Raw genomic sequence first — 14,759 nt, forward strand, 5'->3', positions numbered from 1 at the left:
GGTCATAGCGGCCGAGTTGGAGCGGGTCGCTCACCCGTTTGAACGAACATGGCAAACTCTTCAGATGTCATATTGCCGATGCCCAGGTTCGCCAGGGTACGCCCATTTGACAAGAATGAATTGTCTTTTAGCAGATATTGGGCAAGTTCTGCGATCAACTTCATTCGGCTCATCGACAATCCCTGCATCCTGCCCAATTCGATCATGGGAACGAGGCCGAACGGGATATCTTCAAGAATATATCTCGTCCGCAGGTCTTTCTGCCCCCTAATCTTCTCGTAGGCCGGATTCTTGCGACAGATTTCGGAAAGGCTTTCGCCCTGCACACCGTAAATTAATCGGTACAGCTCGCGCACAGAGGGCAAGTCAAAGCCGAAAGACTTCCCAAGAGCTACGCGTTCCTGGTCGATATCTTCCGCAAAGGCTCCAATGGTGGGGGTGATACCTTCTGAATAGTAAAGCCAGTCGTGCTGAGATTCGATCATGGAGAGGTTAAAGATCTCGGGGCCGGATGCATTATGGCAGCGCCATTGGACAGGCTTGTTTCCAGGACATTTTTTCCGCCCCGAATCTGCGGGAACACCTCGTTGAGCAATTCCAGGATTTCGCGATTCTTGTTTGCCGGCAACGTGGCAAGTAATACATCCTTCTTGATGGCAAGGATTTCGGCGTAACCAGGTTTCGAACTTCTGCACGCGTAGAGAAGATGATTGCTTTCCGCAATGGGGATATTTGCGATGCAACCCGCATTTCGGAGAATCTCGCGGAATTCTATAGCGCCGCACATCGCACCCGGATGAAGGAAAACGATCTGCCCGTCAACCAAGTGCGAAGCGCACTTGGTTGCTATCTCAGCATGCGCGGTTGCTGGGGTGACCACCACCACAACGTGTGCCCCTGCGAGCGCTTCGCCGATGTCCGTAGTCGCGAGTTCAAGTCCGCCAAAACCTTGGAGAGCGCCGTCAATATTAATCCCACCAAGTTTGTTTATCTCTTCAATTGTTCTCGCCGTTCTATTGTACAATCTAACGCGACATCCCATGATGGCTAGATGACCAGCCATGGATTGACCACCATGTCCTCCACCTATGATTGCCCATATGATATCCTCTTTCATTTATGGTTTTACAGGATAGTGCCCCGAAGCGGATCTCGCGACCGTAGTGACAGAGATTCGTCTCCTGGGCGGGCGGCTCGATAGCCGAAGGATCGGCGAACGCTGTTGAAAGCCGCGCAATCTATGGCCTGCAGCGCCTTCCTCTCAGCAATGATGTCAGGTTTCCGGGGTGAGTTCCGTCGGCATTCTTGATCTCCGCAAAGCGCGTTGTGAAGTGCAAAGTTCATCGTTGTCGCTCGTAGAAAGCAGTGACAAAGCCGGAGATAGTTATAACTAAGATACCAAATAATTCGATCATGGTAGGAAGTTCACTCCAGATAATAAAACCGATACCAAGTGAGAAAACTAACGAGATATAGCCGAAGGGCGCGACCATCGAAGCAGCCCCCAACTGGTAAGCCATAGTTATCAGGATCTGCCCGATGCCGCCGACAAGCCCGATAGCAATCAAAGTCGGTATATCAGCGAGTTCTGGCCAAACATTTGCAAAGGGCAAGGTGGCTGCGCCAACGACGACTCCCGCCAGTGTGAAATAGAAAGCGGTCGCAGTGCTTGACTCGGTATCAGCCATCCTGCGGATAAAAATCATCGCGAGGGCGGCAGTCAACGCGCCGGCCAGCGACAGAACAGCGCCGAGCGAGATGCCGCTAACATCTGGATGAACGACCAAAAGAACGCCAGCAAAGCCGATGATCACGCCGGCCCAGCGATGGAGCGGTACGGTTTCGCCAAGCATGGGAATGGCTAGGATCGTTACGAATATCGGTGCAACATAGCTTAGCGCCATGACCGTTGCTAACGGGATCATGCTGAGAGCGGTGAAAGTGAAGAACATCGAGCATATGCCAGCACCCGAGCGATAGAGATGAGCGCTAATCCGCCCAGTGCGCAGCTCCTGCCATCCGCTCAGCCGATATGCCAACCACAACGTTGGGATCATAGCGAACAAGCTACGAACGAACAAAATCTGTCCAATTGGATACTGTGGACCCATTCCTTTGATAAGCGCCACCATAATGGTAAAAAGGGCGGCCGAGGCCAGACTACATCCGATAGCTTTATAGACAGCGACACGGGTTGAATTCACCAATGCAATTCCGAGAGAAGACCGTTTTCATACGATAAAACTCATGGTATCCCTAGCTATAACCGGGGCACCTACCTGAATTGGTCGGCGGCATGGTCTGCCAGTCGCGCTCGTGTTACCCTGGGGGCCGACACGTCCGGACGGTTTGCGACAAGCGGCCGCCTCCGCCATTGGCAGAGGTGACCTAGTGTTTGAGGGCTAGAAGCAGCGTCTCGCTCGACAGCTGTTGCGCTGTTGTTGTAGCCGTCGGCGTGGTGCGGAATGGGGACTGCTGCGGGTGACGATATTACTGCTGTTGCGCTGATTTCGGCGAAGATCGTATGCAGCACTGCCGATGACCGAGCGCCCCTTCAGCTTCAGACGGCGGCCGTTTGCGTGAACCATTTCCTCGGTAGGGCAATGTAATAGCTGTGTCTGCGAAGCTCTGCCGGCGGATCTATTGAGTTTTTCACAGATGAATTTCACATGCACGCCCACTTCAAAAAGCTCGCGCAGCCATTCGTCTTCTTATCGACCAACGAGGGTCGAGAGCCAACTTCAATCCGGCCTCGTAGCTGCGATTTCAGGCGGGATCTGGAGAAGAGTGCTATAACCGCCAGCGTGGCCTTTCTAGGGAGCCCTGCCTGTCCCAGGCATCGGATCTGGCTAAACGCAGGCGAGGTGTTCCCTGGAAAGCTATACGTTGGCATACCCGAGGTTCCCGCGTCCTCTCCCGATGGGATTTTGATGCGATTGAAATTCACCCGACCTGGCGGTCGACTTGGCGACGGTTGGTGCTCTTTTGAGAAGCTCGCGCGGGCGCTGCGTTTTGACGAGCGGCCGTCATGCAAAGCTCCCCAACTGGGAAGTGGGGATCGTGTGTACGAACTCGGATTTGGTGCCATGAAGCGCATGCTCGTGTCAGTCAACTGCCGGCTTACGCAGTTGATCGAAACGAGAAAAAGTCGGACGTGATAGCAAGGAATGCGTTTCTGCGTTCGCTGAACACCTTCATGTCTCGTAGTGTCAAGCGCGGAATCGAGGCAGGTGGCTGGTGCTGATAAGCGGAGCTGTTAGGGGATTCAGATCTATGCCATGCCTTGACGAGGAAATTCAATTTGCCGGCGAGAGCTGCCGTCTATTGACCCGTCATGTCGTTCGACCGAAGCATTTCGTTCTCGGGTTGACCAGGCGAGCGGAGCCCGATGCCGCTGCAGTTCCATCGCGCTGTCGAAGACATGGAAATATGGAGTGCGAGCAGCGACGGGTATTCGTTCGTGATCAGCTTCCAGAGCCCGACTGGTCATGGCTTTCGCGGAAGGTTGGGCTATGTCGCCTCCTGGCGCCCGCTTGACCAGAGCCGTGGCTCGTTCAAGATTCTTGGCTCGCCCTTCCAAAGCTTCGCTGAGGCCGAGAATGCGTGCAACAGGATGTTGAGCTACCTCCGAGACTGAACGGATTCCGCTCGCTGCAACGTGGAGCTCTCTAAAATGCCGCAGTTGCTCCGAGTGCGGCCTAGAATATTCGACGAACCTGACCGCTCACTCATTATGTAAAGCATATAAAGGCGCAGGAGCATATGCTGCAACCGAGCAGACGAGGTTGATCTTTAAGAGACGGCATTCGGAATGATGCGTGGTGTACAATGAGCAGCAGACAGTTTGAAGACGAGCACGACCGCGAGGAAGCCGAGGCGATTGCGGCGGCTCTTTGCCTCACGCCCGATGAATTAGATAAAGTCGAATATACGATACACGAGATCGCCAACGACGACGGGTTTGTTTACGCTTACGGCGTGGAGATCAAAGAAGGCGCTCCGCAGTACATTCTCGACAAGCTTGCGCCGCTGCCCAGGCGAGGCAACTTAGTGCTGATTCATCTGCCCTGATACGCTCGCGACGCAGCAAATGGAAATATAGCTCTACAGCATCGCAACCGATGAAGTGGTTATCTCTCCCTCATGGCCCCTCACTAGAGGGTAAGCGCGATTTTCTCCGCACCTTTTGCTTTTGCTCGAAGGTAGCACACTTCATCCCCAGGGGATGGGAGGTTGGTCAAAAGACCGCCTCGGGCGAGCCAGTTATCTTTTCGTGGGCTAAACATCGGGCCGATCAAACAAAGCAAGAGTACACGGTCACGTGGGAGGTGGCGCCCGATGGCACAATGAAAATTGTGGCGCCGTATGCAAAGCCGATGGAACTAGGCTGGCAGGCGTTCGCACTCTCGCTTATTGCAGCCCATCGATTTGGACCACCAGAAGGTCGAGCGCGGACAGATCGGCTGCCATGAAGTCGGCTCGCCGCGCCCCCGACAGCGCGACGAACCTTTGCGAGGCCGCCGACTTCGAAGCTCCCGATCCGAGTGGTACTGGCACGTCACCCTCGGGCAGCCGGACAGCGCGGCTGAACCGGCGTGTCGACACATTGATCAGCATCAGGTTCATCGCTCACCTTGCCATTAATGAGGCCGCGCGCCCGGTCGCTCAACAGCCTCCGGTCGGTTTCTTCGATGTACCGCCAGGCTTTGATTATCCCGCGAACAAGCAGACACTTGAGCAATATCGGACATGGGTAAACCGGAGCCTCCGCCTGGAAGATGAGATTGCCAGGATTGGCAAGGCGCCGATGCGCACCGGCCTCTCGTCGCAGGCGGTAGAGGCCAAGAGTTTTCTATTGGGTCACCGGGCAAGTCCCCGGATGGTTGCAGCGTGGAGGCGTCGATCGCGTGGTCGCGCTGGCCTCTGTTCGCCGTCAGGACTTGTGAGACAAACAGGGGGATTTTGCGGAGGGAGGATTTCTGGTTCATCGTAGCCGCCAGGAGCGAAGATGAAACAGAAATCCGGACCGGGCAAAGCGTCGGCAGACCAAGTGCTAAAGGACATTCGGCGCCAGAGCCGCCGGCGGTATTCGGCGGAAGAGAAGATCCGCATCGTGCTGGAAGGATCGCGCGGCGAGGAGAACATCTCCGAACTTTGTCGCCGAGAAGGCATTGCCGCCTCGACGTATTACGGCTGGTCGAAGGAGTTTCTCGAGGCCGGCAAGCGCCGCCTGGCCGGCGACACGGCACGAGGTGCGACCTCCGGCCAGGTGAAGGACCTCCGCCGGGAGGCCGCCGCCTTGAAGGAGGCCGTCGCCGATCTGACCCTGGAGAACCGTCTGCTCAAAAAAAGTATGAACGGAGATGGGGAAGACGAGGCATGAGGTATCCCGCCTCAGGGAAGGCCGAGATCATCCATTTGGTCGAGCAATCGCACCTTCCGGCCAAGCGCACACTGGACAAGCTCGGGATCCCGCGCGCCACATTCTATCGCGGGTATGATCGCTACCGCGAGGGAGGCCTTGAGACGCTGGCCATCGGTCTCGACCAGACCGGGTCTGGAACCGCATCCCGGACGATGTGCGGGGCCAGATCATCGACCTGGCGCTGGAGTTACCTGAGCTGTCGCCACGCGAGCTGGCCATGCGGTTCACCGACGAACGAAAGTAGGCCAAGGCTTCTCAGCGACAATGGTTCGAGTTACGTGGCGGATGATCTGGCCGGGTGGGTCGACCAGAAGAGCATGCAGCACGTGCGCGGCGCCGTACCATCCTCAGACCCAGGGAAAGATCGAGCGCTGGCATCAGACGCTGAAGAACCGCATCCTGCTCGACAATTATTACCTACCCGGTGATCTCGAGCGTCAAGTGGGAGCCTTCGTCGAACACTATATCACGTCCGCTATCATGAGAGTATCGACAACCTCACGCCAGCCGATTGAAATGGACCCGCGGAGCGGGACCGCTTGAACCGGTTTGTTAGTTGGAAACTGACCGCTCCTGATCCTTTCTATCACGCTGCCAGAGACTCTGTCTGCTGCTGTTGCTGTGGGCATGTGGTCAACGCGTCAGCGTTGTCCACCATGTCCACAGCCTTCGCGGCCTGGATCCGTTCGCGCCAGACCGCCATCGGCGTGCGATAGCCGAGGGACTGATGAAGGCGACGATCATTGTAGAAGGCGATCCAGCTCGCGATCCCTGCCTTGGCCTCGCGGCCGTCGGCATAGCCCTTGAGATAGATGTCCTCATGCTTGAGAGACCGCCACAGCCGCTCGATGAAGACGTTGTCCATCCAACGACCGCGGCCATCCATGGAGATCTTGATCTTTGCGGCCGCCAGCGCGCCGGTGAAGGCCACGCTGGTGAACTGGCTGCCCTGGTCGGTGTTGAAAATCTCCGGCGTGCCGTACTTCGCCAGCGCCTCTTCCAGAGCCGCCACGCAGAACGAGACGTCCATCGTGTTCGACAACCGCCACGCCAGAACCGCACGGCTCGCCCAGTCGATGATGGCGACGAGATAAAGAAAGCCGCGGCCGATGGGCAGATACGTGATGTCGGCCGCCCACACCTGGTTTGGCCGGTCGATCGTCATGTTGCGCAGCAGATAGGGATAGATCTTGTGGCCCGGCGCCGGCTTTGTCGTGTTCGGCCTTGGTCCCAGCGCCGCGATGCCCATCTTGCGCATCAACCGCTGCACACGCTTGCGATTGACCTGAAGCCCCTCAGCCTTCAGCATCGCGGTCATTCGCCGCGAGCCCAGGAACGGCCAGGCGGTGAACAGCTCGTCGAGGCGCCGCATCAGGGCGAGGTCGTTGTCGTTGGCCGGCCGTGGCGGCCGGTAGACCCCAGAGCGGGCGATACCAAGCAACATGCATTGCCGGCGAATCGACAGCGCCATGTCGGCGCGATCGAGCATTCCTCGACGGTCCGGCGTGCTCATCTTCCGGACCTCCGCGCTAAAAAATCGCGCTCGACTGTCAGTTGTCCAATCTTGGCGTGCAGCTTCTCGATCTCTCGTTCGCGAGCGTCCTCGCTCTCCCGCCCGACACCCGCGTCAAAGGCCCGGGCCGCCTGGTCCAGCAGCTGCTTCTTCCAGGCATAGATCTGGTTCGGGTGAACCTCATAGCGCTGGGCCAGATCGGCCACCGTCGTCTGCTCCCGCACGGCTTCCAGCGCGATCTTTGCCTTCAGTGCCGCGTCGATCTTGCGTCTCGTCTTCGTTGTCATCATGCGCTCCGTCTATCAAACGGAGCAGCCCCTTCCAACTAAGCACGTGGTCCCACAATCGGGGTCCATTTCAGATGTCTACTTCGGCAGGGCTGAGGCGATCCTCGCAGAACGAAACCGCATCAAGCGCGACACCATCGCAAACCGCCGCTTGCAGCATCAACTGCAGGTCGCTTAAACTCCAACCCTGATGAGCCAGAGCCTCCCTTCTCAAAAAGCCTGACCAGCCTCAAATTATCTGACGACGGACATGCTGGGCCGGCTCGGCATTGTTCAGAATGTCGGCGAGCGGCTGGTTCAGCTCGTGTGCGGGTGAAACGGACATCTCTCCCGCGGTTGCGTGGCGGTTGGGCGAGCTCCGATATGCGCTGGCGCGCCTCGACCTCGGCGACGAAGAGCAACCCGCGCTCCGCAGCAGAATGGCTCTCATCAGCCCCCAGCACCGCGCCCGCCTCCAGTCCGATCCCAGGAAACGGGCGAGATCGAGGCTCTTGCAGTAGATCACCGCGTGACCCTTGCCAGGTCACGGAGTCGGCCCGCAGACACTCGCGTGGCGACATGACCCTGCTCGGCGAACCAGTCTCGCCGAGGGCAACCTCGCCCTTGTCTCTATCACCGACGCAGGTCACGGCATCCTTGCGGGGAAAGTGGCCCGGATCTTCGAGCCGTTTTTCACGATCAAGGCGCAATGCATGGGCATAGGCCCCTCGATCGCGCATGCCATCGTCGAAGCGCATGGCGGCCGCATCGGGGCCGAAAACGTCTCGTCAGGGGGCGCCGTCATTCACGGCGGCCTGCCGCTTGCAGTCGCGCAATGGCGACGCCGTCCAGGGAACGCGTCACGCGAAAGCCTTCTCCAGCGTCGCGAAGATCACGGCGAGCGACTTGTCGTGCCGCGTCACCGGCGGCACCGGGCGATCGATCTTCATGAGCTGATAGACCGCCATCTGCGCCGCACGCACCGAATATTCGACGGTGAACACGACGTCGTCAGGAATTTCGACGAACTGGCTGACGAAAGCAAGGTTGACCGAATTCTTCGGCACCGGCAGCGGACGGTCGGTCAGGTTGCGCGGCATGAACATGCCGGTGATGTAGGGCATGCGGCAGGGCACGCAGATCGCGTCCTTGAACACGCCCACATCGAAATTCAAATGGCCACACAGCTCCTTCAGTATCTCCGCGCCGCCGCAATCGGACATCGGCTTCGCGACGAAATTGCCGACGCGGTCGGGATGCAGCGCATAGCCCCAGAACACCTGCACATTCTTCGGCTGTCCGGCGAAATGCGGCTGGTGATAGAGCACGACCGACATCAGCCAGTTGGAATCCCTGAACGTGACGAGGCCGCCGGTGCCCGCACGATTGCCGGAGAACGCCTCCATCCGGTCGAAGAAGAGTGGATCGCGGCAGGTGACGGTGAAGGACATCCAATAGGATTCGGGAATCGAGCTGTTGAACGCAGCGGGATTGCCGAATTCGGGACGCTCCTTCGCGATCGTCTCCCACAGCGCCCAGCCCTGGCTGTCTTTCTTGGTCAGATGCGGCGGCGGCTCTGTCATCGTGCCGAGGCTCGAGGCGTCCGTCATCGAGCCGTTCTGGAAGAATACGAGATCGCCATCCTCGAGCCGGACGTTGGCGATGCGGCCGTCGCGGTCGAGCACGAGCTGGCGCACCCGCAAGCGTCCGTCCTCGCGCTCGATCGCCATGTCCGTGACGCGCGTGCCGCGCACGAATTGCACGCCCTGCCGCTCCAGCCAGTCGGCGAGCGGCCGCACGATCGCGTCATACTGATTGTAGACGGTGCGCTTGACGCCGGCGAGCGTCTCGATGCGCGGAAACTCGTTTATGAAGCGGCGCAGATAGCGCTTCAGCTCGACCGCGCTGTGCCAAGGCTGGAACGCGAAGGTGGTCTGCCACATGTACCAGAAATTGGACTCGAAGTATTTCGGCGAGAGCCAGTCGGTGATGCGGCTGTTGCCGAGCGTCTCCTCCGAAGCCTCGGTGAGCCGCAGCAGTTCCAGCCGGTCGCGCGCGGAAAAACCCATGTGCGAGACGTCGACCTTGAAACGGTTGCGGTCGACCAGCCGCGCCTGCGAGTGCGCCGGGTTCTCCAGGTTGAACGCGATGGTCTCGTCCCGCACGCTGAGGCCGGGATGCTCGAGCGAAGGGATGCTGGAGAGCAGATCCCAGGTGCATTCGTAATGATCGGTAGTCAGCATGCGCCCGCCGCGCAGGGAATAGCCGCCGTTCGCAAGCTGCGCACCATCGAGGCTGCCGCCGACCAGAGGCTGCGCCTCGTAGATCACGATGTCACGCCCAGCCTGCTGCGCGTCGCGGATTAGAAACGCCGCGCCCGCGAGCGATCCAATGCCTCCGCCGATGAAATACGCCTTCATGACTTGCCTCGATTGCAATTCGACACCTCAAAGCAACATAGCATCGCCGGACGCATTCAAGGTTGCGCTGGATCAAACGCGGTGAGGACTGACTCAGCTACGCGGAATGGCGGCGGATTGAGCCGTTGTTGCCGCGAGGGCACGAGCGCATCGGGTGGATGATCGATGCGTGATCAACGGCATTGTCCACTTGCTAAAAGCAGGTTCGCGCTGCCGTGATTGCCCGGAAGTCTACGGTCCTTACACAAAGGTCGTCCGCGTCAATCGCTAGAGCCGAGAGGGCATTTGGACGAACGTTTGTTACGCTCTGACTGAATCAAGCGGCGTGTCCGGCTCGATCTCGGTGGATTACAGCTAGATCAAGCCCATGGCCCCGCGGCCGGCTCAAAAGGGACCTTTAACATTCGATCGGCCGCTCGCGCGGCGAACAACCACCAAAATCCCAGCCTTGATCGACAATTTGGCCGCCCGCTTTTTTCCTGATACTCGTGGCAACACCCGCGCAGCCCGCGTCGGAGCCGGACGATACCTAGCACATTCTCGCTGCACAAGATCGACGGAGCTATACGCGACCTCGAAGAAAAAGTTGCTCACGGTGCAGAAATCAGCCGCGAGGATCTCGCGAGCGGCATTCTGCGGATTGCGAAGCGTCTTCGAGATGAACTCGAAGCGGCGGTCACGGCAATCGATAGCCTCAAGGATCACACCGGACTCACGGTGGCAGCCGCGCGACCTAAACAGCGGGAACGTTAGCGGCCATGTGACTTGACGCTTTGAAGTGGACCTATGAAGTGCTGTCTCTGCCACTCGCTAGTGACTCTACGCAGCCAGCCTCAGCCACGAAAGAAGCTTACGAGGATATATCATCCCGACGAATGCCCTAGCGCAACTACCAGGACAGGGGGTGACTTGGCGATCAGTCCCGGCTCGTAGGCAGCACAGGCGCGGCGCGCTGGCGAAAGTCTCACAGGCATCCCACCCGAACCGGCTGGTACACCGCGACGCGGAACGAGGGCACGAAATCACCATCGGCTCCTTTAGCCACGTGCCCACGGCAGTAACCAGCATTATTGAGGATTGGTTGAGGGCGTCATCATCTTAACCGACAACGATGAGAACCTGGAGGAGATTGCCGCGTGCTTCAGTCGCAGGCTGTTGAAGAACTCAGCCGCGTTCGCAAACGAAGGCTGAGTCGTCGCCATTGTGGATGTAGAAGTGGCGGACGAGCCTGCCTGCAGTGCCGATCATAGCCCATCCGCAACCACAGCTCGGATCATTCTCCTCGTGCCCTTCCCATGAGAGCTCGGCGCAGGCCGATCCGTCGCGGGTGCCGTAGCGCACGTCCAGGAAGCTCTTGAGAGCCCCGCGAGGCTCGATCATGTGCAGCGCGGCCACCTGTTCGGCATGCCCGTGGGCCTGCGTCAGGCAGGCGGGCCAACCTGTATGGCGCAACCTAACAGAAATCCCGCAGTGATAGTGGGGCGCGCGCCACTACGTCTTGGCTGACGCCCGGAATGTTTCAGCGTTCTCTGCGGCCACAGCTAAGGATCGAGATAACTCACGTGCCTACCCCGCCATGACCTGGATGGTGAACGCCGACGACGCTCGCGATGGCAATCGAGATCTCATCATCGATCTGCTCAACTAATGATGGCAACCGACTTGTCGACTCTCGATCTCGCAATACGTCCAATGATAGCATCCTGTTCATTCGCGATCACGACATGGCCTCTATTTGTGATCGGTTCGGCTGGCGACCCTATCCATAAAATCGAATCAAAAGGCGGATAGCAAAGAACGCCCCCGCGGCTACCACTGCCGTCATCGCTATCGCGAAAACTATTCTGCGGCTTGGATGGGGGACCCTTGGCGTTAATTCCAGGGTGGCGCTCTTGGTAGGCGGATTCCCGCAGCGAGAAAATGAGTAGTTGCTAAATCGCGTGGCCCCTGGCTGGAGGCAAAGCCCCAGAGGCCGGCTATGCCAAAGACTATTCGTGAACAGCTCGAAGAAGTGGAGCGAGAAGAGCCGGCTCCGGAAATCTGGACAGGGCGATAAGTGGAGTTTCTGCCTGATGGCGGGCAAGATTGTCCCGCGAATCAGGAGAGACGATGAGCAGACGATCCCGCCGGCATCACGCACCGGCATTTAAGGCCAAGGTGGCGTTAGCCGCGATCAAGTGCGAGATGACGCTGGCGCAGTTGGCTGAGCATTTCGACGTGCACCCGAACCAGATCACGCAGTGGAAGTCCCAGCTTCAAGAAGCGGCGGCCGAGGTGTTTAGTCCTGGCGGTGGCAATAGAACAAACGAGCCCGCGGTGGACGTGAAGACGCTGCACGCCAAGATCGGGGAACTGACGCTGGAGAACGATTTTTTAGAAGGCGCGCTCAGCAAAGCCGGCCTGCTGAGCGCAAAGCGATGATCGACCGTGAGCACGACCTGCCGATCACGAAACAGGCGGAAGTTTTGAAGATCAGCCGTGGCAGTGTCTATTATCTGCCACGTCCGGTGTCGCCCGCCGACCTCGCGATCATGCAACGGCTCGACCAGCTGCATCTGGAGTTTTCTTTCGCCGGCTCGCGAATGTTGCGAGACCTGCTGGCTGGCGAGGGGTGCAAGATCGGCCGCCGGCATGTCAAAACGCTGATGCGGCGGATGGGGATAGAGGCGCTCTACCGCCGACCGCGTACCACCAAGCCCGAACCCGGGCACAAGATCTATCCGTACCTGCTGCGCGGGATGGAGATCACGCGCCCGAACCAGGTCTGGGTGATGGACATCACCTATATCCCGATGGCGCGCGGCTTCGTCTACCTCGCTGTTGTGCTTGACTGGTTCAGCCGCCTGGTGCTGTCGTGGCGCGTCTCGATCACGATGGAAGCCGCATTCTGCGTCGCTGGAGGACGCTCTCGCTCGCCACGGCAGGCCGGACGTCTTCAACACCGACCAGGCTCGCAGTTCACAGGAGCCGCGTTCACCGGCGTTCTCGCCAGCCATGGCATCGCCATCAGCATGGACGGCCGGGGCGCCTGGCGCGAAAACGTGTTCGTCGAGCGGCTGTGGCGCAGCGTCAAATATGAGGAGGTCTATCTGCGCGCCTACGACACGGTGTCCGACGCCCGCGCCTCGATCGGCAGATACCTCGACTTTTACAACGGCCGGCGTCCCCACTCGAGCCTTGACGGCGGCACTCCGGATCAAGCCTACTTCAACTCGCTGCCGCTCCGCATGGCAGCCTAACCACGGCAGACGCTCCACCTATCAACGCGGAAATTCTGTCCAAACAACCGGGGCCAGCTCTCTTCCCCTGTTTATGCGTGGGCGCTAAGCGCCGAGGCACGCTCTGCTAACTTCAATTGGCAGTGCGAGCTGGGCCAGGGGCAGCTTCCGTCCAGCGCAACCGAACGGCGCCGAGTCGCGCCCGCACTGCCTGCGATCCGAGACTGATCGCCAGATCACTGGCTACGACCAGTCCTGATAGTTGCGCGAGGGCGTATGCCGAATGATACATGCCACGGTCAGTTTCTTCCACTGCTTGAGGCTGACTGTGGTGAAGTTAGCGGTGCGTGGTAGGGACAGCGCCTCCTCGGTTCACGTCAGGGCGCCGAGTCACGTGGCCGCTAACTTCATCGGTAGCGCGAGCCTCGGTAAGTACACCGCCTGTCGCGAAGGCGGCGCGCCGCGCTCGCGTCAGGAACGCATCCCGCAACGTAAAAAGGGCCCGACGACGCGGTAAGTAAAGCGGACGGCGTTGGAGGAGAAATCTGTCCCCATCTCGTCTGAGCAACTCGATTTCGGATGAGGTCAAGGAGCCGCTCCCCGAGCGCGTCCATTTTCGGGCAGATAACCTCAACCTGGGATCGCCAAACGGCCAACTGTTCTTCTTTTTGAAGTTGCGCGAAAGTGTCTTTGGCCGGTCTATGGATTGGCCTACGGACGTAGTGCGTGCATGCTTGGATTCGCCGCTACTACTTCGGTCCGAGGCACGGCGCTTACTCGCAAGCGGGGGCCAGCACAACCAATACAGGTGGGGACGTCGTTCATATGACATGGCGCGGAGGTGCAGCAACCTACGAATGTGGGTAGGTGCACTGCTGTACTTCTCGAAGATACTACTTGGTCGCACCCTTGAGAATTTGAGCCTCTCGGGGGCAACAGTGGCCAGCGCCCCAGTCGCCAGATAGAGGGCGGCCGCCACGTTGGCCGGGGCCGTCTCAAAGGAGGCGGAGGCGACGGCACCAAACCTTATCATCACCCCGCCGGCCACCAGCCCCGCCGTGTCCGCTCCCTAGGGCCTTTGAGCTCGATCTTCAATCGAATAGGCTAATGCAGGACAGTAGATTCCGAGCCTCGATGTTGACGCCCCCATAGGCATTGAGTGCGCTCAATTGAGCGAAAGTCATGAAGCAATAATTTTCCGGCAGGCGGAGGCGGACATCCAGAGGCAGCTCGACCAGCACGTAGGCGCTCACTAAGTGCATGAAGCGGGCCCCCTTCCTCCACGTGTCTGGCCTCGTAGCCGAGCAGGAGGATGGCGGACTTTGGAAATATTCCAGAAACGGTGGCGCGTCCGCCGCACTGAAACGGCAGTTTCGCATTGGCCCGCGAGACGGTCGGTCCGAGCTCGAACAATGCACCGTTCCCCGGAAACGCGCAGACCGCACCAGCCCATGCAGGACGCCGCCGATCCGCTGAACGAGAAGTCCGTTGATTCCATATCCCGAATGCTCACCTTGCGTAGCGACGGCTGATCGCCGCGAGTCCCAAATTATCTGACGACGGACAGCCGTGATCACGGTGAAGCCGAGAGCTTGAAGCTACGGATGACGTTCTTTCTGCGCCTTCGAGCTCGAACCCTTGGGCGTCTTCAGTTCGATGCTAAGCAGAGACCCGCCGGTGACATAAACGCGAACGTGGGTTCGCCTGCCGTAAGGCCCGTTACCTTTTCATCCATGCGCTCGCGCCGCGAACGCTTGGCTCGGTTCATATCACCAGCACAGGTGATCGGAAGGCGGCAAGGAACGACAACCGGTCGGGGGTGCATAAAAAGAAAGCCGCCTGCGTCTTCACAAGCGGCTAAGTCGAGGGAGGAACGCCCAAGGAGGGCCGCGACAGCAATAGCGCTACCGCATTTCC

12 protein-coding genes and 3 pseudogenes are annotated in these 14,759 nt (G+C 59.1%); 6 read left to right on the forward strand and 9 right to left on the reverse strand.

The window, feature by feature from the left end:
- Window positions 1-2: 2 nt before the first annotated feature.
- The 3 genes from ACNJYB_RS38845 to ACNJYB_RS38855 all read right to left on the reverse strand — a co-directional run bounded on the left by ACNJYB_RS38845 (window position 3) and on the right by ACNJYB_RS38855 (window position 2,204).
- Window positions 3-485 carry an NAD/NADP octopine/nopaline dehydrogenase family protein gene (locus ACNJYB_RS38845; protein WP_439371774.1) on the reverse strand — a complete coding sequence of 161 codons (483 nt, stop codon included), beginning with the start codon at window positions 483-485 and terminating at the stop codon, window positions 3-5.
- Window positions 482-1,117, reverse strand: coding sequence for an NAD(P)-binding domain-containing protein (locus tag ACNJYB_RS38850; RefSeq protein WP_439371775.1), 636 nt, complete (start codon window positions 1,115-1,117; stop codon window positions 482-484). The genes ACNJYB_RS38845 and ACNJYB_RS38850 overlap by 4 nt, the downstream gene beginning before the upstream one ends.
- Window positions 1,118-1,340: 223 nt before the next feature.
- On the reverse strand, window positions 1,341-2,204 hold the full coding sequence (locus ACNJYB_RS38855) for a DMT family transporter (RefSeq protein WP_439371776.1): 864 nt from the start codon (window positions 2,202-2,204) through the stop codon (window positions 1,341-1,343).
- A 1,184-nt stretch (window positions 2,205-3,388) separates the two neighbouring features.
- Between ACNJYB_RS38855 and ACNJYB_RS38860 the strand changes: the two genes are divergently transcribed.
- Both ACNJYB_RS38860 and ACNJYB_RS38865 read left to right on the forward strand, forming a co-directional pair.
- A complete protein-coding gene (locus ACNJYB_RS38860; protein WP_061876656.1) occupies window positions 3,389-3,637 on the forward strand; it encodes a hypothetical protein in 249 nt (82 codons plus the stop codon).
- Between the two features lie 191 nt (window positions 3,638-3,828).
- A complete protein-coding gene (locus ACNJYB_RS38865; protein ID WP_061876657.1) occupies window positions 3,829-4,071 on the forward strand; it encodes a hypothetical protein in 243 nt (80 codons plus the stop codon).
- A 345-nt stretch (window positions 4,072-4,416) separates the two neighbouring features.
- Here the strand turns inward: ACNJYB_RS38865 and ACNJYB_RS38870 are convergent.
- A pseudogene (locus ACNJYB_RS38870) lies at window positions 4,417-4,629 on the reverse strand (IS256 family transposase); the annotation flags it as partial.
- Between the two features lie 379 nt (window positions 4,630-5,008).
- On the opposite strand from ACNJYB_RS38870, the pseudogene ACNJYB_RS38875 reads away from it, so the two are divergent.
- Window positions 5,009-5,937 (forward strand): annotated as a pseudogene (locus ACNJYB_RS38875) (transposase); the annotation flags it as partial.
- A gap of 74 nt (window positions 5,938-6,011) precedes the next feature.
- Here the strand turns inward: ACNJYB_RS38875 and ACNJYB_RS38880 are convergent.
- Window positions 6,012-7,225 (reverse strand): IS3 family transposase gene (locus ACNJYB_RS38880; protein ID WP_439375484.1). Its coding sequence is split into 2 segments (ribosomal slippage): window positions 6,012-6,949 and window positions 6,949-7,225, totalling 1,215 coding nucleotides; the frame shifts between segments, so codons are not numbered across the junction.
- A 647-nt stretch (window positions 7,226-7,872) separates the two neighbouring features.
- On the opposite strand from ACNJYB_RS38880, the pseudogene ACNJYB_RS38885 reads away from it, so the two are divergent.
- Window positions 7,873-7,968, forward strand: a pseudogene (locus ACNJYB_RS38885) (hypothetical protein); the annotation flags it as partial.
- Window positions 7,969-8,064: 96 nt separating this feature from the next.
- Here ACNJYB_RS38885 and ACNJYB_RS38890 read toward each other — a convergent pair.
- The 3 genes from ACNJYB_RS38890 to ACNJYB_RS38900 form a co-directional block, all read right to left on the reverse strand.
- Entirely contained in the window at window positions 8,065-9,624 is a 1,560-nt protein-coding gene (locus tag ACNJYB_RS38890; protein WP_439371777.1) for an oleate hydratase, read from the reverse strand.
- A 384-nt stretch (window positions 9,625-10,008) separates the two neighbouring features.
- Window positions 10,009-10,329 carry a hypothetical protein gene (locus ACNJYB_RS38895; RefSeq protein ID WP_439371778.1) on the reverse strand — a complete coding sequence of 107 codons (321 nt, stop codon included), beginning with the start codon at window positions 10,327-10,329 and terminating at the stop codon, window positions 10,009-10,011.
- Window positions 10,330-10,788: 459 nt separating this feature from the next.
- Window positions 10,789-11,004 carry a hypothetical protein gene (locus ACNJYB_RS38900; protein WP_439375756.1) on the reverse strand — a complete coding sequence of 72 codons (216 nt, stop codon included), beginning with the start codon at window positions 11,002-11,004 and terminating at the stop codon, window positions 10,789-10,791.
- 729 nt (window positions 11,005-11,733) lie between these two features.
- Here ACNJYB_RS38900 and ACNJYB_RS38905 point away from each other — a divergent pair.
- Window positions 11,734-12,045 (forward strand): transposase, encoded by a 312-nt coding sequence (locus tag ACNJYB_RS38905; RefSeq protein ID WP_439371779.1) that lies wholly within the window; start codon window positions 11,734-11,736, stop codon window positions 12,043-12,045.
- Window positions 12,042-12,863 carry an IS3 family transposase gene (locus ACNJYB_RS38910; RefSeq protein ID WP_439371780.1) on the forward strand — a complete coding sequence of 274 codons (822 nt, stop codon included), beginning with the start codon at window positions 12,042-12,044 and terminating at the stop codon, window positions 12,861-12,863. The genes ACNJYB_RS38905 and ACNJYB_RS38910 overlap by 4 nt, the downstream gene beginning before the upstream one ends.
- Before the next feature lie 1,070 nt (window positions 12,864-13,933).
- On the opposite strand, the gene ACNJYB_RS38915 is transcribed toward ACNJYB_RS38910, so the two are convergent.
- Complete coding sequence (locus ACNJYB_RS38915; protein ID WP_439371781.1) at window positions 13,934-14,419, reverse strand: NDP-hexose 2,3-dehydratase family protein; 486 nt, start codon at window positions 14,417-14,419, stop codon at window positions 13,934-13,936.
- Between the last annotated feature and the right edge of the window lie 340 nt (window positions 14,420-14,759).

The sequence above is a fragment of the Bradyrhizobium sp. SMVTL-02 genome (genome assembly GCF_051853005.1).
Taxonomy (GTDB): Bacteria; Pseudomonadota; Alphaproteobacteria; order Rhizobiales; family Xanthobacteraceae; genus Bradyrhizobium.